This window comes from Pseudomonas sp. P4_B4 (assembly GCF_056402255.1).
The window spans coordinates 212,043-229,236 of sequence record NZ_JBFUHS010000006.1 but is presented as its reverse complement, the minus strand read 5'-3'; the positions used below and the strand labels follow the sequence as shown (position 1 = coordinate 229,236).

Genomic DNA, 17,194 nt, shown 5'->3' with positions numbered 1-17,194 from the left:
AGCACCATGCTGATAGCGGCCTGACTGGCGTAGGCCAAATCTGCCAACCGTTCCTCTAAAGGAAATTTATAAAACGCATGAGGAATTCCTGAGTAAGGGGTTTATTGGGAAGCTCATCCTCACCATTCCGGAGATCGATCAATGAAAATTACTGAAGTCCATAGCGGCATTTTGATGAGAAAGTTTCAAATTCATGGAGTCGCAAGAGAGCTAACAATGGGAGCAGTTTCATCCGCATACATCATTTTATTTATGGGCGATGTTTACCGTTCATGAGCGATCCAACCTCAATCGTTATTGAGTTTTTACACGATCTATGGAGCCTAATGTTCATGAGGAGCCCTCAACTATCTATAGAAGGCTTTTTTCTGGAATTAGTACCGCGTCCGCCTGGCGCAGACTGAGAAGTTACTGGGACTGAGGGCACGCCTCAATCAGAAAACAGYTCGAACATCAGCTGGCGAAGCCAACGATTGGCTGGGTCCTTGTTATAGCGTGCATGCCAGAACAAATTTATTTCGATGTTAGGCAGTTCCACCGGCGTCGGTAGAACCGCGAGCCCGAAGGGTTGTTCGCAACTGCTGGCGAATCGTTCAGGCACTGTTGCCATTAAGTCGGTGCGTTGAAGGATGTGGCCGACTGCGACGAAATGGGGAACCTCGAGGCGTATGTTGCGCTCGATGCCGGCCCGCGCCAGAAACGTATCTACTTCGCCGTGACCCGTGTTCGCCGCAACGACGCGAACGTGGTCATAACTGCAAAAACGTTCCAGCGTTAACGGTTCCCTGGTAGCCGGGTGGTCCTTGCGGCAAATACAAACATAGCGATGGTGAAACAGGCGCTGCTGAAAAAATCCTGCTTGTAGGTGCGGCAGTAATCCAACTGCGAGGTCTATCGCACCGTTCTGCAACCCTTCGGCCAAGGTATTGGATGTGTTGCGTAGTGTACTGATCGAGCAGCCTGGAGCGCGCTCAGCCAGAGCGTCCATCAGCCGCGGCATAAAGTAGATTTCACCAATGTCGGTCATCGCCATCGTAAATCTGCGATTGCAGTTGAGCGGGTCAAACTTGTCCTGTCGGCTCAGTGCATCACGCAAGGTCTGAATGGCCAGTGCAACTGGCTCAGCCAATTGCCGGGCATAGGGCGTGGGCTCCATTCCTTGATAAGTGCGAACGAAAAGCTCGTCGTTCAAAGCGACACGCAGTCGCTTTAACGCGTTGCTGACAGCGGGCTGGGTCAGATCGAGATTATCTGCCGCCGTCGATACCCGGCGGTCAATCAGCAGTTGGTTAAATACCAGAAGTAGATTGAGATCCAGTTCACGTAATTCCATAACGCCTCGTGCAGATTGCGCGCTCATAAGGGCTATAAATCTTTGCCCACCGTTGGGTCTGCACCGCTCTGAAATCGCCGCTGCAAGAGCCAAAGCCTAACAAGTGCCAGACCGCCGCGTCCATCGTGAGATCGATGGGACTTTTGCTCCCCTTCGATCTTTATTCACGCTCGAAATAATGCCTATTCACCTGGCTGCATTTATCACGGTCGATCGTTTGCCCATGATCGAATCCATGTCCAGTGCTGAACGCTCTGCGTAACACCATTGGGCACTGCGAAATTTCCGGAGGAGTCAGATCCTCCGGCTCTATAACAATGACAAGAAGAGCGATGCCATGCGTACGATTGATGTATCAGCCCTGATTGACGGGGCACGTTTCAATGCCTTCCATGCGCGCTTGCTGTTCTGGTGCGCGCTCATCATCATTTTCGACGGTTATGATCTGGTCATCTATGGGGTCGTGTTGCCTTCACTGATGTCCGAGTGGGGCCTCAGTTCGTTGCAGGCTGGAGCGCTAGGCAGTTGCGCGCTGGTGGGCATGATGTTGGGCGCTCTGTTTTTCGGTTCACTGTCGGATCGTATAGGCCGACGAAAAACCATCATGATGTGTGTCGCCATCTTCAGCGCAGTCACAGCGATCAACGGCCTGGCACGGAGCCCCGAGGCTTTCGCCTTATGCCGATTCATCGCCGGTCTTGGGATCGGGGGTGTAATGCCCAACGTTGTCGCGTTGATGAACGAGTACGCGCCAAAGAAATCCCGTAGCACTTTGGTCGCGATCATGTTCAGTGGCTACTCGTTAGGGGGAATGCTATCGGCGAGCCTGGGCATGGTGCTGATCCCACAATGGGGATGGCAAGCGGTGTTTTATGTAGCGCTGATTCCTCTGTTGGCGTTGCCATTTCTGATACGACAATTGCCAGAGTCGATGGATTTCCTTTTGCGCACAGAGCAGACCGTCAAGGCCCAAAACCTGTTGGCACAAGCTGCGCCGTCTTATAAACCAAGCGCAAACGAGCAGTTGAACCAGATGGTTGCCAAAGGCACGACTGTGTCGATTGCGCAGCTATTCCAAGAGGGACGCAAGTTAAACACCTTCATGCTGTGGTTGGCGTTTTTCTGTTGTTTGATGATGGTTTATGCATTGAGCTCCTGGCTGCCAAAACTCATGAGTGCTGCAGGCTATGGATTGAACTCCAGCCTGGCGTTTCTGGTAGCGTTAAACGTCGGCGCGATTATTGGAGCGGTAGGCGGTGGATGGCTGGGGGACCGAATTGGTATTGCAAAGGTCTTGTTCACGTTTTTCAGTTGCGGAGCATTAGCCCTGAGCCTGTTAGCGCTCAAGGCGCCGTTACCGATACTTTATTTGCTCATCGCCATAGCTGGGGCTTGCACCATTGGCACGCAGATCCTGGCCAACGCCTGCACGGTGCAGTATTACCCTGCGCACATACGGTCTACAGGGCTTGGTTGGGCGATGGGCGTCGGTCGCACCGGAGCCATCATCGGTCCTTTGTTAGGAGGCGCACTGCACGCTTCTTCATTGCCGCTGCAGGCGAGCTTTCTCATCTTCGCAGTACCAGGACTGATAGGGGCCGTCGCTATTCTGGTCTTTCTGATTCAGAACTCTTCAAGCCGACAGGCCGTTTCATCCAAGCAATCTGTGCTGCAGTAACGATTGCAGAAAAAGGCGAGCTCAAGGAGGGGCTCGTTTGGCCAATAACTGCTCGTCCTGAGAAGTAATATTCACACTCGTGATGGCATGTATGGGAGTTGCGGTATTTATCAATAGCACTCAGATGGCGATGATTTGGTTACTCCAATAACAATCAGCCTCATGGGTAACTTGCTATGCGTACTTCTCAATCTAAATTGCACATCGGTATTGTTGGCGGTGGTATTGCCGGCGTGGCTCTGGCCCTGGACCTGTGCCGTCATTCCCATCTGAGCGTGCAGTTGTTCGAAGCGGCTCCAGCCTTTGGCGAGGTCGGAGCAGGTGTCTCCTTCGGCGCCAATGCCGTTCGTGCCATCGCGGGTCTGGGTATTGCCGAACCCTACCGCAAGATTGCCGACCAAACGCAGGACCCCTGGCAGGACATCTGGTTCGAATGGCGTCGTGGTGAAGATGCCGGCTATCTAGGCGCAAGCCTGGCCGAAGGGGTAGGGCAGTCTTCGGTACACCGTGCTGACTTCCTCGATGCTCTGGCCAGCCAGTTGCCCGAAGGGATCGCCCAATTCGGTAAACGCGCCGTCAGCGTGGAGCAGGATGCCGAGCAGGCTCGCGTCCTTTTCACCGATGGCACTGAGCATCGCTGCGATCTATTGATCGCCGCGGACGGTATCAAGTCTACAATTCGTGATCATGTTCTCAACGGTCTTGGCCAACCCCTTGTGGCACCGCGTTTCAGTGGTACTTGCGCCTACCGTGGGATGATCGACAGCCAACAGCTGCGCGCAGCCTACCGGGCTCGGGGTGTCGATGAGCACTTGGTCGACGTCCCGCAGATGTACTTGGGTCTTGATGCACATATCCTGACATTCCCCGTTAAACAAGGCCGGCTTATCAACGTTGTGGCCTTCATTTCCGATCGCAGTCGCCCTGATCCAACCTGGCCAAGCGATTCTCCATGGGTGCGCAATGCCAGCCAGGAAGAAATGCTCTCTGCCTTCAATCATTGGGGAGACGCTGCACGGGTGCTGCTCGAATGCATTCCGGCACCCACCCTATGGGCTCTGCATGAACTCGATGAGTTGCCAGGCTACGTGCACGGCCGCGCGGGGCTGATCGGCGATGCTGCGCATGCAATGTTGCCGCACCAGGGCGCTGGCGCAGGTCAGGGGTTGGAAGACGCCTGGCTTCTGGCGCGATTGCTGGCCGATCCGCAGGTCCTGGACAGCCAGCCACAAGCGGTGCTCGCGGCTTATGACGCAATTCGTCGTCCACGTGCCTGTCGTGTACAGCGTACCTCCTGGGAAGCCGGGGAGCTTTATGAACTGCGTGATCCAGTCGTAGCCGATGATGAACAACTGCTGGGAAAAACCCTCGCAGAGCGTTTCGGCTGGCTGTGGAATCACGATATGCAGTCCGACCTTCAAGAGGCTCGTGCCCAGTTGGGTTGGCGAGCACTTGCCTAACGACTTGAACCGACATGCACGGAGGGAGCATCCAGCGGCTCTCTTCGTTCGTGAATACCAATAAGATCAGGTGAATCAAGATGACAGTAAAAATTTCTCAACTGCCGCAATTGCAGCAATTCTTCCGACAAGCCTCGGGACTGGACAACACCGAAGGCGATCCACGCCGCAAGCAGATCGTTTTACGTTTGCTGCAGGAAGTCGCCCGAGTGATCGATTGGTCAACGTGATCGAGGAGGGTTTCGATGCCGTGATACGTATCGGTGAGGTTGAAGACTCGCGGCTGATGATGCGCAAGCTCAACGGCTACAGTCATCGCCTGGTGGCGTCTCCACACTATCTTTCACTACGGGGTATTCCTTCACGGCCATCGGAACTGTCCAGCCATTCATGCCTGCGTTACCGATACACCACCAGCGGTAAACTCGACGCTTGGCCTCTGGTGGCAAAAAAGGGGCAGGCCATTGTTGAATTGGGACAGTCGGCTACCGCCAACGCGATTGAACCGTTGCTGGCAATGGCTAAGGCGGGGCAGGGAATAGCTTGCCTCCCTGATTTTTTTGTCGAGGACGCCATCGCTGACGGACGATTGGTGCCGGTATTGGACCGCTACGTTCGCGACCACGCACCTTCAGCATTCTCTGGCCATCCAGTCGCCAGCCGTCGCCCAAGATAAAGGCCTTCGTGAGCTTTATGACTTCGCGCCTGACGTGATTCGTTACGGTGACCCAAGCGCAAACCGCCGACGCGCTGGGGGGAGGGCGTCGGCAGAATTTGCGCCAGCAGTGACTTACGCTTTGCTGGATGCTTTTGTCGCCATGGCGCCGTCACCCAGCAACGCGACGACCAGTGCTGTCGCCGCCAGGTAGACAGGATATTCCCAGCCGCCATTGGCGTTGGTGAAGCTCCAGCCATTGCCGAAGTGGACGGTCGCGGCAACGAACAGTTGAACCACCGCCAGAGCGGCCACCCAGCGCGCATAGACACCCAGCACCAGCATTAAGCCGCCGATGACTTCAAAGGCCATGACCGGGTAGGCCAGGAAGCCCGGGAAACCGATGGATTCAAAAAAGCCTGCGGTGCCTGCTGGGGTGAACACAAGCACTTTGGTCAGGCCGTGAGCAATGAACATGATGCCGAGGGCCAGGCGCATAACGAGTGCGGCATACGGAGCGGTGCGTGAGTCGATCATGGTGTGGTTCCTTTGTTTATTTGGAGAGTGACAGTGTGTGGGTCAGCCATTGCGAGAAATCCGCCAGTTCTTCAGTGACGATCTCGTGGGCCATGTCGTAGAAATGCGTTTCGTGGGCGACGCCGATTCGATCCAGCCAGGCGTCCGACTCTTTCGCCCAAGCCACTGGCAGGATGTTGTCTTGATGGCCATGGGCGATGAACGCGCGGATGGAACTGAGCCGATCGGCGGAAGCGATCCGGGGGGCAAGTTCGCGCAGCATCCGGCCGCTCAATATTGCGAAACCGGCAACCAGCTCGGGCTCGGTGACCCCAAGGCTCGCGCTCATGATGCCGCCCTGGCTGAAGCCGGCGATCACGGTCGGCAACTTGGGCAGTGCTTCGATGAAGCGCTGCAACAGTTGCCGACTGGACTCTGCTTGCTCTTGATTGAACGAAGGGCCGTTGCTGGTGAAGTTCACCTGATACCAGGCGAAACCCTGTGGGCCAACTTGCAGCGGACCGCGCAGCAGAATCACTTCCAGTTCTTCGGGCAGCGATGCGGCCAATGAGGCGAGATTCGCTTCGTTTGAACCGACACCATGCAGTAAAAGCAGGCGGCCCCTGGGGGCCGAAGTGCTGCACCCTTTGCGGAAAAACAGGCCCGTTTGCGGCTCGCGGGCCGCTTCAGAAAATGTAATGTCACCCATGGTCTGTCATGCCTTAACTGAGTTGAATGGATTCAGATCCATCATTGTCGTTCGAGGTAAACAGGTAGCTGTCCATCGCCAGCACTCCGTAGCTCACGCCGCCTTCCAGGACACGCGTTTCATACCGTTCGCCGGCCGCACCAAGGGCGATGAGCAACGGTAAAAAATGCTCATCAGTCGGGTGGGCACGTTCTGCAGAAGGGGCGTGCTGCATATAGTCCAGTAGCAAATCGGTGTTGCTCGCCTGCAGGTTTTGGGCTGTCCAGGCAGCAAACTCTTTCACGTAGTGAGCCTCATGGCTGGCAGCCCCCCGAAACTCATACAAGTTATGGGTCAGGCTTCCGGAAGCCACGATCAACACTTTCATATCGCGCAGTGGCGTGAGGGCTTTGCCCAATTTCCATGCATGGTAGGTGTCGAGGCCGGCAGGCATCGATACCTGAACGACCGGTATGTCTGCCTCAGGGGCCAGATACAGCAGAGGCACCCAGGCGCCGTGGTCCAGACCTCGACGGGCGTCAAGCCGCGACTTCCATCCCGCATTCTGCAGCAGACCCACGATATGAGCGGCGAGAGCCGGAGCCCCCGGAGCGGGGTAGCGCAACTGGTACAAGGCGTCGGGAAATCCGCCGAAATCGTGGATGGTTTCAGGGGCGGTGCTCGCCGTAACGCTGATTTCGCCGCGGGTCATCCAGTGCGGAGAGAGGATGACGATGGCATCAGGTCGCGGCAGTTCGCGACCGAGTTCGGCCAGACGTTGACCCGCCAGACCAGGCTCGATGGCAAACATTGGAGCACCATGAGACACAAACAACAGGGGGAACGAAGTGTTCATGGTAAATGCTCCTGACGAATTACTTGTTAAGCCAGACAGGGGCGATTGAAGTGCCCAGGCCAGCGCCGTAACCGAGGTAGATATTCAGACCTGCCAATGGCTCCAGGTAACGGGCATTGATCAGTCCACCCGCGTCCACCGTGTTCCAACCCAGGCTCTGTGCCATGGCGGTAGCGGTCTGTTTGGCGCGCTCGCTGTCGCTGGCGACGAACACGCTGCCGCGCTGGTCATTGGCGAATGTCGGGCCGTCGGCAAGCATTTGGGCGAACAACGTATTGAACGCTTTAACGACGTGGGCTTGAGGCACTGCTTTGGCAATTTCTTCACCAGCGCTCGTCACGTGACCGATGGTCAGCGACATGTAGTCGGCGCTCAGTGGGTTGGTGATGTCGATGACTACCTTGCCCGTCAGATCGCCCAGGCTTTGCAGTGCTTTGGCGGCATCTTCATAGGCGGTTGCAACAACAACGATGTCGCTGTCACCCAGTGCTTCTGCAGCCGGATAAGCGCTGACATTGTCAAATTGAGCGGCCAGGGTTTTGGCCTTGTCGATGTCGCGGCCTGTGATCCGAACGATATGGCCGACACTGGACAATTGTTTGGCGAACGCCGAACCCATGTTGCCCGTACCCACTACTGTAATTTTCATCGCGACCTCATTTAAGTTGATGTGCGTATCGATGGGCTCAGTTTATAGATTGAGATATCGAGATAAATAAGGCCAAATGCGACTAACCGTTCCACTTATCGAGACAATGATGGACAGAGCGCTGGAGATGCAGGTCTTCTGCACCGTGGTCGATAAAGGCAGTTTTGTCGGGGCGGCCGAACCCTTGGGAATGTCGAAAGCGGCGATTTCACGCTACGTGAGCGGCCTTGAAGAACGCCTCGGTGCGCGGCTTCTGCATCGCACGACCCGCCGGCTTTCATTGACGGAGGAGGGGCGCCAGTTTTACCACCAAGCGCGTGAAGTCCTGGCGCTCATGGATCAGGCCGAGGAGGCCGTATCGTCCACCGCTCCAGAACCCAGTGGCGTTTTACGAGTGAATGCACCGGTCAGTTTCGGTGTGCTGCACTTGGCGCCGCTATGGGGCGACTTCATGAAGGCTTACCCCAACGTCGAGTTGGACATCAGCTTGAACGACCGACTGGTGGATCTTGTGGAGGAGGGCTTCGACGCCGCTGTTCGTATTGCCCGCATGGAAAGCTCTTCCTTGATAGGGCGCCGACTGGCGGGCACGCGAATGTGTCTGTGCGCTTCACCCGACTATCTGGCGAGCCATCCACAAGTGCGCACGTTGGCGGACCTGACAGAGCACGGAGTGATTGCGTATACCAACTTCGCCAGCGGCAATGAATGGCAGTTTATGGGCCCTGGTGGCAGCGAAAGTGTGCGCACCCGCTCGATTGTTCGCTGCAACAATGGCGATACCTGTCGCAGTATTGCCTTGGCGGGGGGCGGCATTGCCTTGCAGCCCAGCTTCATGGTGGCCGAGGATTTGCGGGCCGGGATCCTTGTTGAGATCCTGCCTGAGTACCAGTCCGTCGAACTGGGTATCTACGTGGTCTATCCCACCCGCAAGCACTTGGCGACCAAGGTCCGGGTGCTGATCAACTTTCTGGCTGAGCGATTTGCCCACCCTCAATGGGAACAGTAGAGGGGATGTCGCCAAATAGTGTCTGACTCAGCACTTATCCAGAAAGCCTCGCAGGTCGGTCGCGAATTTTTCCGGATTTTTTAACGCCAGGAAGTGATCGCCCTGTTCGGCCTTGGTGTACACATGCAGCACAGATCCCGCGACGACCGAATTCATCCAACGTTGGCTGTCCAGCCAGTCGCTGTATTCGCCGGTGAAAATGGCGGTTGGAACATCAATCTTTGTCTGGATGACATCCCGCCAATCGTTGGTGACGTGATCGAACAGCACGCGCTCCATAAATGCCATGTCATCCTTCACAACGGCCTGAGCAAGGCTTATTGCGTTGTGAAAGTAGGGTGAGTCCAGGGCAATGGCCCGTTCCAGTACCCGAGTTGCGCTGATCAGTTGGTTGGTAGGCGCTCCTTTGGCGTAGGACGCAATCATGCGCTCTGGCGAGGTGGTGAACGCCCCGGCTTGCAGTCGCTCCTGTTCGGTCCAGTCTTCATGACAATAAACCGAGGGCGCCTGGTCAATGATGCTCAGCGTGCGTATGCCTTGTGTACCGAACAGGTCGATATAGGCCCAGAGGATTGACGCGCCCATCGACCACCCGCAGTAATCGGCTTGGGACAGCCCCAGGTGATCTGCAAACTCTTTAACGTCCATGGCATATCGGGAAATCCGGTTGCCAAAGGCTACCTTTTCGGAGAGCCCCTGGTTTCTGACATCCAGCACGTACACGTGATAATGCTGGCTGAGGATGTGCATGAGGTGGAAATACAACGCACCGTTGGCTGACCAACCCGAGATGAAAATCAACGGCGTGCCCGCACCGGCTTCCCAATAGGCGAGGTTGACACCGTCGCTGGTGACAAAGCTGTTGAGTTTCAGGCCTTCAAAGTCAGAAACCCGAACCCGTTGACCAGGGATTTCATGGGGAAAGTGAAAGTCTTCGCCGAGCAGCGAGAGAAGCGATTGATTGTTCAGTGGGTATTTCAAAGTGCAATCCCATCCAGTTGAAGAAATGGCGCAGTTGATTCAGGGTGCAAGGGCGCGACTCTCATCCATACCGGCATTTATCGACGCCGAGCTGAGGCTGCGTACAGGTTTACGGCGATGCAGATTGCCAGGACCAACGCTGAAAACAGCATCGAGCGCGATAGCCCGGCAGAAAAAGCGGCTTTATCCGCATGGGCGATCATCGTGCCGAAGACAGCGACGCCAATTACACCGCCCAGTTGCCTGGCGGAGGCCATCAGGCCGGAGGCGATGCCCGCGTCATGCTGTGTGACCGAGGACAGCATCGAGTTGGTAATGAACGGTACTGACATGGCGCTGCCAATTCCCACCAGCATCAACGCATCATTGAGCGACCAGAGCGAGCTATTGGAAGTGGTTTGCGAAAGCGCGATGAATCCGACGATCTGAACCGTGAAACCTGTCGTGATAATACGAGTGGCACTGAACCGCCTGGCGAACCTTGACGAGAGCATCGTAGAAAATGTCAGCACCGCCGTCAGCGGGATAAACGACAACCCCGTTTTGAATGCGTCGTAGTGCAGGAAGGTTTGAAAGTAAATACTGAAAACGAAGACCGTTCCATAAAACGATCAGATTGATCGCAGCGCCTGCGAGCGCCATGCTCCCCAGCACTTTGTTTTTTGCCAGGTGAGCGGGCAGCATCGGATGCTTTACCCGACGCTCGATCAGAACAAATGCCGCCGCACTAATCGTGGCAATTGCAATCGCGGTGAGTGTTTCGCTTACCCAACCTTTGGCACTGGATTCGGTCATGCCATAGGTCAGTGACGCCAGGCAAATCGCAATACTGATTTGCCCTGGAATATCGACGTGCTTATCAATCCGAGGGGAGGCGGGGGCGTAACGCAGGATCAGCCCGACAGCCAGCAGGCCGATCGGAATATTCAGAAGAAATACGCTTCGCCAGCCGAAGTACTCGATCATCAGGCCGCCGATCACGGGACCGGCGGCCAAGGCGATACCCCCACAGGCGCCCCAGAGCGCAACAGCGGCACGACGTGCATCGGGGTCGAATGACACGCGAATCAGAGTAAGGGAGGTCGGTATCAGGAAGGCGGCGCCGATGCCCTGCACGACCCGCATCGTGATCAGCATGGTCATGCTGTCGGCGAGACCACAACCGATAGAGGCGAAGGTAAAGATAGCGAAACCCGCCGCAAAGACAGATTTTGCTCCCCATTTGTCACCCCATGCGCCTCCCAGGATGAGCAACGCAGAAAAAGGCAGCGCGTAACTGTTAATGACCCACTGCAAGCCCGTGAGGTCGGTGCCGAACGCATTTTTGAGTGCGCCAAGGCCGACGTTTACGACGCTGACATCAAGTTGAACGACAAGAAACCCTAAACAGGCAGCGGTCAGAATCGCGCGTAACGAAGAGTGTGATTTGGATTCAGCAATCAATGGTTCACAGCCCCTGGCATGTGGTGGTTGCGAGTCGATCAGCAACAGCCAGCGAAGCCAGGTTGTACCTGGCTATCGCCGGCAGCACTGCTTACACGAACTGCAGAACGTCGTTGACAGCTTTACGGGGCTTTTGCGGCCAGTTAGCCGAGCCAGGGTAGCCAACGGTGATCAACATCACCGGAATCTCCGTAGCGGAAAGACAGAATGCTTGTGCCACTGCCGACTGGTCGAACCCGATCATGGGTGTCGAAACAAGGCCTTGTCCTTTGGCGGCCAGCATCAGGGTCATGGCCGCCAGCGAGCCTGAGCGGATCGCTTCGTCGCGTTGTAACTGCGGGCTGTCCTGGTACATGCCTTGAGCGGCGCCAACCCACATGTCGTAGATCGCCTGATCAATGATCCCTGCATCCAGCGTCGGCTTCAGGGCTGATGGCAGGGTTTCATGGGGATTGAGGGTGCCACAGACAATAAAGGTCACGGCTGAATCCATGACCTTTTGTTGACCGAAGGCCAATGGCAGCAATCGCGCCTTTGCTTCGGTGCTGCGTACCGCCAGGAACTTCCAGTTTTGAAGATTGAAGGCGGAGGGGGCGTGCGTTGCCAAATCGATCAGCTCGGCAATTTGTTGATCCGTCAACTGACGTTCAGTGTCGTAGCTGTTGGCGGAAATTCGGGACTTAATAACTTCAGCAATACCGGACATGGGGATCTCTGTGCAGGGAAGGGGATGTGCGCAGTCCCGGTTGTTGCCGTCGAGCCTGCGCCTTCATTGAACTCAGCGGCTGAAACCGTCGAAAGGGGTCATGTACACCGCCCCGAACGGATCAAGGCGTTTGCGGATTTCTGCATCCGGTGTGCCGTAGACCACCAAGCTGGTAACGGTGCACAGCTCGAGGAAACGCTTGCCGAATGGTGCGAAGGTGGTGTCTACGTGACTGACTACGGCGTAGCCCTTGTGTCAGAGGCTTCATAAAAAGCCTGGTGAGGATGCATCGCTGGCCAAGTCGATGCATTCGGTGCTGAAGGCGGTCAGGGTTTCTCGGGCACGTCGCCAAACAGTTTGCCTGCACCCGCCCAATCCGAAGCCGCTACGTCTTCAAAAATGACATAGATGTAGTTGGCATCGGTACCGGTGTGTTTAACGATGCTTTCAGTGATATCTGCGGCCACAGCGGCTTTTTGTGCGTGTTCTTTACCTTCGAACCAGCTCACACGTACGACGGGCATGATGGTGTCCTCTTGGGGCATTGACCTGGAGAGAGGTGCGTGATGTGCACCGTTGTCTTTCTAGAACTCATCCTACTGTTGAGTGTGCTGGCGATAAACGGCCTCAAGCTATAATCTGGGTAGATTAAAACTCTACAATCGGCGAGCAGGCATGGTTCCTATCGATTCGTTTCAGGGCGTCATCACGTTCGTCGTAGCCGCGCGCTCGACTAGCTTCACTCAGGCTGCCGAGCGCTTGGGGCTGTCAAAATCAGCCGTAGGCAAAGCCATTGCGCGTCTGGAAGAGCGCTTGGGTACACAGCTGTTTCATCGCACCACTCGCCGGATTTCCCTGACCGCGGATGGTGAGGCTTATTTCGTGGCGTGCTCTACCGCCCTTGAGGAGATTGGTGCTGCAGAGAGCGGATTGGGCCCCCGCGCTGGTGAGCCCTCCGGACGCCTGCGAGTAGACATTCCTGTGGCATTCGGGCGTCGGGTCGTAGCCCCGTTGCTGTTTGAGATCGCCAACAAATACCCGGCTCTGCAACTTAACCTGACGTTTTCTGACCACCTGGTTGATCCCTTCGAGGAGGGCATCGATTTGCTGGTCCGCTTTGGAGAACTGCAAGACACCAGCGGTCTGGTGGCGCGGCGGCTGACCCGACAACGCTGGGCCATTTGTGCCGCCCCCGACTATTTGACGCGCTTTGGCATTCCGCAGACCCTGGAAGACCTGAGCCAGCACCGTTGCATTGTCGGGCATCGACGCGGCCAGCCGCTGTCGTGGCGGGTCATGCAGGCGGGGCAGACCGTACGATACGCGCCACCGTCGACCCATCAGATTGGCGACGGGGAAGCCATGATTCTCGCGGCGGTCGCCGGCACCGGTTTGTGCCAGATGCCACGCAGCCTGTTCCAGGACGATATCGAGGCGGGCAGACTGGTGGAGGTTCTGCAAGTGTATGAACCAGAAGCTGTCGATGTGCATGCCGTATGGCCAAAGGTGTCACATCTGCGGCCGAAGGTCAGGTATGTGGTCGATGAGCTGGTTAAGCTATGTGAGCACTGGCAGTGATGCAGACTGACGCCGGGTCAATTCCAATTGATTGCTCTAAAGAGCCTTACACATCATTTAACTTGTGCGCGATGACCGATGCTCATAAGCGGCTATAACCCTGGATTTTGAGACCCGTTAGTCAGAAACCAAGTTAGAGTGTTCATCAATGTCTGTTCATTAGGTCCCTCCACTCGATTCGCGTAGTCGCGCCAAGCGGTTCCAGCGAACGAACCGGGCAAAAAAACCGTATCTCAATCGTTATGCGAAGAATGAATCGTCCGCTGTTTGTTTCTCTAGATGGGCCCAAGGGAGCCGGCAAAACCACACTGTTGGAAGCCGTGACGAAAGTACTAAGGGCAGACAACAAAAAGGTGATCCGACTTTGCGAGAAAAAAAGCGATCCCTATAGGGGTGAAACAATGACCCTCGTTAACAAGCTCGTCAGAAATCCCACCCGGGATTTGGAGTTGAGGGTTTGTGAGCGCTTTGCTGATAGCCGTACCTGGATTTCCCGGCACGTGCTGACTAAACAGCCACCAGACAGCATCATCTTGATCGATCGCTGGTACCCGTCTGATGCCGCGTTTCGCCGGATAGTCCCGTTTGCTGAGATTCTACAGTTGAACATTGATCGAAACGTGCGAGTGCCAGACCTGCATGTCGGGGTTGTCACCACCCCTGATATTTCGTGGGCAAGGGCAGCGACACGACGGCGTGGGCTGGGCAGTACCGTGATCCATAAGCTGGAAGAACATGTCGCTTGTACCAAGGCGTTCGAGCAAGCAATTGCAGATCACGGCTGGGTTTTATGCCGTAACGAAGGAACGATCGAAGACGCAACGATGCAGGTGATTTCTGAGATCTATAGAGTCCTTCGGTGCCCGTAGGCGAAGTTCGCTGCGCCGGCCTTGATCAGACGGATCAAGCGTCGATTGCTGGAGATGTATGCCAAGAGGAAAGCGGAAGTTAGGAAAACGGACAGGACCTATGCGCATCTATTGAGTAATACTTGATTTAACTTGTGGGCGATGTTCACTGTTCATCGGCGATCTATGTCCCAACCAGCATTGGCTTTTCGTACGGCCTATGGAGTCAAGTGTTCACAGATTTACGTTCATGGGTGCATCCGACTCAGTCCACAACACTGAACACTCAGCGAAAGCGTCACTCTTAATTAATAGAGGACTAATAAGGCTTTCGTCGGGAGCACCATCATGATTCAGCGACGCAGATACTATCTTTCACAAATATCACTTCGTCTCGTGGCATTGCGCGCCAACGTCAGTCAGTTCAAACACGATGAATTGAGCATTCAGAAAGCCCTGAGCGGTGGGCAGGTGCCGGATAGCGGACAGGCGCTGGATCACGCGTTTGACGAGATACGGGAATCCATAGATCACACACAAGCGCTGCTGGAAGCCCTGGCCGAAGCAACCGGAGATTCAGAAGTGGTGAGAATGAACAATGAGCGACAACAGGAAAACCAAAGAGCCGGAAGCCTGGTTTGAGTTGTTGGACGACGAAGGCTATCGCATGGACTCACTTGGTGCGTATCACGGTGCGCTGTTGCGGCTGGCCGAACACCTGCTCAAAACCGTGTGATTGATGCTATAGATTGGGTGGTGCTCAAGGAACCAGTCTCGCCAGCAAAAGTGCTAGTTATCGGGAACAGCGGGCGCGGAATCAAGTCTGTTGTCAAACACACTTCAAAAAGAGGTAACGGCCATGCCACTCGTGCTCGATTCTCCCGCTTTTCATGTCCAGGGTCCGATACCGGCGATCTACAGTTGTGAAGGCAAGGATGTTTCTCCGCCGTTGGCCTGGAGCGGTGTGCCGTCAGGCACCAAGAGTCTGGCGCTGATCGTCGACGACCCGGACGCACCGGACCCCGCTGCCCCTAAGATGACCTGGGTCCACTGGGTACTCTATAACTTGCCCATGGGGACGACTGAGCTGCCCGAAGACTTGCACGCGCTGCCGCCCGGCACGCTACAGGGGCTCAACGACTGGCAGAAAACCGGCTACGGTGGACCTTGTCCGCCGATCGGCACCCACCGGTATTTTCACAAGCTCTACGCGCTGGACACCGTCTTGCCGGACCTGAAGCAGCCCACCAAGGCCAAACTCGAAAGCGCAATGCGCGGCCATGTACTGGCACAGGCCGAGCTGATCGGCACCTACCGTAAAACGAGGTGAGGATTTAAGTTTCATGAAAAACGGGGCGCTGAGCGCCTAATGCCAGTCATTTAAGAGTAGAGACGTCGAATGCAGAACCTGTGGCGAGGGAGCTTGCTCCCGCTGGAGCGCGAAGCGGTCCTAAAATCTGCAACTGAGGTTTTTCAGGTAGAACGCATCGCAGGTTCTACGACTGCTTCGCAGCCGAGCGGGAGCGAGCTCCCTCGCCACAATTGATCACCAAACTGTAGATTTTTGTTAACTGACTGGCATTGGGCGCTCAGCGCCCTGTTTTTCATGCCTATGGCAATTAGCTTCCAGCTTGTCTATTCAACGCCTCTTCAGCGGCTGCGATTTCTGCCTGACGCTTCATGATCATGTCGCCCACGGGTGGGCCCTGGAAGCGCCGGGCTTCAAAGGCGAACCAGACGATTGCCGTCAGAATCAGAAAACCGATGGTGATGTACAGCGCCCAAACGTTCGGCGGCTGGATGCCAATGACGAAGATCAGCACCATTGAGATGATCGAGAGGATTGCGAACAACGAGTACAACCCGCGCCCCATGTTCCACGGCCCCATGGTCGGCCACTTCGAGGTCCCGAAGGTAAACATGCCTAGCACGATGGGAATGATGAAAGAGAAGAACAGGAAGATCACCGTACAGGAGACCACAATCGTGTAAACCGGCGTTTCGCCGATCGATACCAGGGATGATCCCCAGTCGAACAACACCGCGAGAGTGGCACCGGTCCAGATCGCCGCCACCGGGTTGCGATGGGTCGGCGAGACCGTGGCCAGCGCTTTCGAGCAGGGTAGGCCGCCGTCACGCGAGAACGCGAAGATCATGCGTGAGACCGAGGTCACGGTCGCCAACCCGCAGAGAATCTGCGAGATGAAAATCGCCACGTAAAGCGCGATCTTGATGGCCGGGTTCACCTGGGTGTCCATGGCCCAGAAGAACACGTTCCAGCCATGCTTCGCTACTGTTGCTGTGCGCAAGTCTCGTCGATCGAAACTGGCGAATCAGGAGCCGGGGGCAGAAGTGCGCCGCCTTATTGACAATCGAGGGGGGACGGTCTAGCTGTTGAGTTTGGCGGCTCAGCGTCCTGCTACGAGCGCCGGTTGCACCCTGGAGTGGCGCCATGAGTGAATTCGTCAAGGTCGCATGCGTGGTCGATATCGAAGCGGGTACCGGCAAGACCGTGAACCTGGAGGGAACGCCCGTCGCGCTGTTCAACGTGGACGGCCAGTATTTCGCCATCCACAACACCTGCCCGCACGAGGACGGCCCGCTGGGAGAAGGAACGCTCTGCGCAAGCGTGGTGACCTGCCCCGTGCACGGCTACGAGTTCGACGTGACCAGCGGCGAGTGCCTCACGGAACCGGCTTATCGAGTCGAGCAGTTCGAGGTCCGGGTGGACGGCGACGACATCCTGCTGCGGCAATCGGCGGATGCTTGAGCGCTGCGGAGGAGCTCGGGCCGC

At 56.1% G+C, this 17,194-nt stretch carries 19 protein-coding genes and 3 pseudogenes; 11 read left to right on the top strand and 11 right to left on the bottom strand.

What is annotated here, in order from left to right:
• Positions 1-141: 141 nt before the first annotated feature.
• Positions 142-276, top strand: coding sequence for a hypothetical protein (locus tag AC1DVE_RS09800; RefSeq protein WP_263287311.1), 135 nt, complete (start codon positions 142-144; stop codon positions 274-276).
• Between the two features lie 154 nt (positions 277-430).
• Here the strand turns inward: AC1DVE_RS09800 and AC1DVE_RS09795 are convergent, their stop codons facing one another.
• The gene (locus AC1DVE_RS09795) at positions 431-1,333 is read right to left on the bottom strand and encodes a LysR family transcriptional regulator (RefSeq protein WP_223453734.1); all 903 of its coding nucleotides are present in this window, start codon (positions 1,331-1,333) and stop codon (positions 431-433) included.
• A 337-nt stretch (positions 1,334-1,670) separates the two neighbouring features.
• Between AC1DVE_RS09795 and AC1DVE_RS09790 the strand changes: the two genes are divergently transcribed.
• From AC1DVE_RS09790 to AC1DVE_RS09775, 4 genes are all read left to right on the top strand, one after another.
• Positions 1,671-3,011, top strand: coding sequence for an MFS transporter (locus tag AC1DVE_RS09790; RefSeq protein WP_223453735.1), 1,341 nt, complete (start codon positions 1,671-1,673; stop codon positions 3,009-3,011).
• Positions 3,012-3,187: 176 nt separating this feature from the next.
• Positions 3,188-4,471 (top strand): salicylate 1-monooxygenase, encoded by a 1,284-nt coding sequence (gene salA, locus AC1DVE_RS09785; RefSeq protein ID WP_223453737.1) that lies wholly within the window; start codon positions 3,188-3,190, stop codon positions 4,469-4,471.
• A gap of 80 nt (positions 4,472-4,551) precedes the next feature.
• The gene (locus AC1DVE_RS09780; protein ID WP_223453739.1) at positions 4,552-4,701 is read left to right on the top strand and encodes a hypothetical protein; all 150 of its coding nucleotides are present in this window, start codon (positions 4,552-4,554) and stop codon (positions 4,699-4,701) included.
• Positions 4,698-5,147, top strand: a complete 450-nt coding sequence (locus tag AC1DVE_RS09775) for a LysR substrate-binding domain-containing protein (protein WP_477783905.1) — start codon at positions 4,698-4,700, stop codon at positions 5,145-5,147. The genes AC1DVE_RS09780 and AC1DVE_RS09775 overlap by 4 nt, the downstream gene beginning before the upstream one ends.
• Before the next feature lie 114 nt (positions 5,148-5,261).
• Here AC1DVE_RS09775 and AC1DVE_RS09770 read toward each other — a convergent pair whose 3' ends face one another.
• The 4 genes from AC1DVE_RS09770 to AC1DVE_RS09755 are packed head-to-tail and all read right to left on the bottom strand — an operon-like array spanning position 5,262 to position 7,835.
• Entirely contained in the window at positions 5,262-5,663 is a 402-nt protein-coding gene (locus tag AC1DVE_RS09770) for a DoxX family protein (protein WP_223453743.1), read from the bottom strand.
• 16 nt (positions 5,664-5,679) lie between these two features.
• Positions 5,680-6,351: an alpha/beta hydrolase gene (locus AC1DVE_RS09765; protein ID WP_223453745.1), complete on the bottom strand. Its 672-nt coding sequence runs from the start codon at positions 6,349-6,351 to the stop codon at positions 5,680-5,682.
• 13 nt (positions 6,352-6,364) lie between these two features.
• Positions 6,365-7,186 carry a DODA-type extradiol aromatic ring-opening family dioxygenase gene (locus AC1DVE_RS09760; RefSeq protein WP_223453747.1) on the bottom strand — a complete coding sequence of 274 codons (822 nt, stop codon included), beginning with the start codon at positions 7,184-7,186 and terminating at the stop codon, positions 6,365-6,367.
• A gap of 19 nt (positions 7,187-7,205) precedes the next feature.
• Entirely contained in the window at positions 7,206-7,835 is a 630-nt protein-coding gene (locus AC1DVE_RS09755; protein WP_223453748.1) for an NADPH-dependent F420 reductase, read from the bottom strand.
• A 109-nt stretch (positions 7,836-7,944) separates the two neighbouring features.
• Between AC1DVE_RS09755 and AC1DVE_RS09750 the strand changes: the two genes are divergently transcribed.
• Positions 7,945-8,844 (top strand): LysR family transcriptional regulator, encoded by a 900-nt coding sequence (locus AC1DVE_RS09750; RefSeq protein WP_223453907.1) that lies wholly within the window; start codon positions 7,945-7,947, stop codon positions 8,842-8,844.
• Between the two features lie 27 nt (positions 8,845-8,871).
• Here the strand turns inward: AC1DVE_RS09750 and AC1DVE_RS09745 are convergent, their stop codons facing one another.
• The 5 genes and pseudogenes from AC1DVE_RS09745 to AC1DVE_RS09725 all read right to left on the bottom strand — a co-directional run bounded on the left by AC1DVE_RS09745 (position 8,872) and on the right by AC1DVE_RS09725 (position 12,498).
• Positions 8,872-9,825, bottom strand: a complete 954-nt coding sequence (locus AC1DVE_RS09745; protein ID WP_223453750.1) for an alpha/beta fold hydrolase — start codon at positions 9,823-9,825, stop codon at positions 8,872-8,874.
• Positions 9,826-9,902: 77 nt separating this feature from the next.
• Positions 9,903-11,268 (bottom strand): annotated as a pseudogene (locus AC1DVE_RS09740) (MFS transporter).
• 91 nt (positions 11,269-11,359) lie between these two features.
• Positions 11,360-11,974 carry a nitroreductase family protein gene (locus tag AC1DVE_RS09735; RefSeq protein ID WP_223453752.1) on the bottom strand — a complete coding sequence of 205 codons (615 nt, stop codon included), beginning with the start codon at positions 11,972-11,974 and terminating at the stop codon, positions 11,360-11,362.
• A 72-nt stretch (positions 11,975-12,046) separates the two neighbouring features.
• A pseudogene (locus tag AC1DVE_RS09730) lies at positions 12,047-12,217 on the bottom strand (putative quinol monooxygenase); the annotation flags it as partial.
• An 83-nt stretch (positions 12,218-12,300) separates the two neighbouring features.
• The gene (locus tag AC1DVE_RS09725; protein WP_223453754.1) at positions 12,301-12,498 is read right to left on the bottom strand and encodes a tautomerase family protein; all 198 of its coding nucleotides are present in this window, start codon (positions 12,496-12,498) and stop codon (positions 12,301-12,303) included.
• A gap of 151 nt (positions 12,499-12,649) precedes the next feature.
• Here AC1DVE_RS09725 and AC1DVE_RS09720 point away from each other — a divergent pair, with 151 nt between their 5' ends.
• The 4 genes from AC1DVE_RS09720 (at position 12,650) to AC1DVE_RS09705 (ending at position 15,730) form a co-directional block, all read left to right on the top strand.
• Positions 12,650-13,552, top strand: coding sequence for a LysR family transcriptional regulator (locus tag AC1DVE_RS09720; RefSeq protein ID WP_223453756.1), 903 nt, complete (start codon positions 12,650-12,652; stop codon positions 13,550-13,552).
• A 251-nt stretch (positions 13,553-13,803) separates the two neighbouring features.
• Positions 13,804-14,421, top strand: a complete 618-nt coding sequence (locus tag AC1DVE_RS09715; RefSeq protein ID WP_223453758.1) for a dTMP kinase — start codon at positions 13,804-13,806, stop codon at positions 14,419-14,421.
• A gap of 327 nt (positions 14,422-14,748) precedes the next feature.
• Complete coding sequence (locus AC1DVE_RS09710; RefSeq protein WP_223453760.1) at positions 14,749-15,042, top strand: hypothetical protein; 294 nt, start codon at positions 14,749-14,751, stop codon at positions 15,040-15,042.
• Between the two features lie 217 nt (positions 15,043-15,259).
• A complete protein-coding gene (locus AC1DVE_RS09705) occupies positions 15,260-15,730 on the top strand; it encodes a YbhB/YbcL family Raf kinase inhibitor-like protein (RefSeq protein WP_223453762.1) in 471 nt (156 codons plus the stop codon).
• A 289-nt stretch (positions 15,731-16,019) separates the two neighbouring features.
• On the opposite strand, the pseudogene AC1DVE_RS09700 reads toward AC1DVE_RS09705, so the two are convergent.
• Positions 16,020-16,691: pseudogene (locus tag AC1DVE_RS09700) on the bottom strand (amino acid permease); the annotation flags it as partial.
• Between the two features lie 161 nt (positions 16,692-16,852).
• Here AC1DVE_RS09700 and AC1DVE_RS09695 point away from each other — a divergent pair.
• Positions 16,853-17,170 (top strand): Rieske (2Fe-2S) protein, encoded by a 318-nt coding sequence (locus AC1DVE_RS09695; protein ID WP_223453764.1) that lies wholly within the window; start codon positions 16,853-16,855, stop codon positions 17,168-17,170.
• The last annotated feature ends 24 nt before the right edge of the window (positions 17,171-17,194 follow it).

Excerpts from the sequence above, each read along its gene's own strand:
- AC1DVE_RS09755 (WP_223453748.1), bottom strand. The coding sequence starts at position 7,835 with ATGAAAATTACAGTAGTGGGTACGGGCAACATGGGTTCGGCGTTCGCC.
- AC1DVE_RS09760 (WP_223453747.1), bottom strand. The coding sequence starts at position 7,186 with ATGAACACTTCGTTCCCCCTGTTGTTTGTGTCTCATGGTGCTCCAATG.
- salA (WP_223453737.1), top strand. The coding sequence starts at position 3,188 with ATGCGTACTTCTCAATCTAAATTGCACATCGGTATTGTTGGCGGTGGT.
- AC1DVE_RS09725 (WP_223453754.1), bottom strand. The coding sequence starts at position 12,498 with ATGCCCGTCGTACGTGTGAGCTGGTTCGAAGGTAAAGAACACGCACAA.
- AC1DVE_RS09695 (WP_223453764.1), top strand. The coding sequence starts at position 16,853 with ATGAGTGAATTCGTCAAGGTCGCATGCGTGGTCGATATCGAAGCGGGT.
- AC1DVE_RS09710 (WP_223453760.1), top strand. The coding sequence starts at position 14,749 with ATGATTCAGCGACGCAGATACTATCTTTCACAAATATCACTTCGTCTC.
- AC1DVE_RS09780 (WP_223453739.1), top strand. The coding sequence starts at position 4,552 with ATGACAGTAAAAATTTCTCAACTGCCGCAATTGCAGCAATTCTTCCGA.
- AC1DVE_RS09770 (WP_223453743.1), bottom strand. The coding sequence starts at position 5,663 with ATGATCGACTCACGCACCGCTCCGTATGCCGCACTCGTTATGCGCCTG.
- AC1DVE_RS09720 (WP_223453756.1), top strand. The coding sequence starts at position 12,650 with ATGGTTCCTATCGATTCGTTTCAGGGCGTCATCACGTTCGTCGTAGCC.
- AC1DVE_RS09715 (WP_223453758.1), top strand. The coding sequence starts at position 13,804 with ATGAATCGTCCGCTGTTTGTTTCTCTAGATGGGCCCAAGGGAGCCGGC.
- AC1DVE_RS09750 (WP_223453907.1), top strand. The coding sequence starts at position 7,945 with ATGGACAGAGCGCTGGAGATGCAGGTCTTCTGCACCGTGGTCGATAAA.
- AC1DVE_RS09765 (WP_223453745.1), bottom strand. The coding sequence starts at position 6,351 with ATGGGTGACATTACATTTTCTGAAGCGGCCCGCGAGCCGCAAACGGGC.
- AC1DVE_RS09800 (WP_263287311.1), top strand. The coding sequence starts at position 142 with ATGAAAATTACTGAAGTCCATAGCGGCATTTTGATGAGAAAGTTTCAA.
- AC1DVE_RS09705 (WP_223453762.1), top strand. The coding sequence starts at position 15,260 with ATGCCACTCGTGCTCGATTCTCCCGCTTTTCATGTCCAGGGTCCGATA.
- AC1DVE_RS09735 (WP_223453752.1), bottom strand. The coding sequence starts at position 11,974 with ATGTCCGGTATTGCTGAAGTTATTAAGTCCCGAATTTCCGCCAACAGC.
- AC1DVE_RS09790 (WP_223453735.1), top strand. The coding sequence starts at position 1,671 with ATGCGTACGATTGATGTATCAGCCCTGATTGACGGGGCACGTTTCAAT.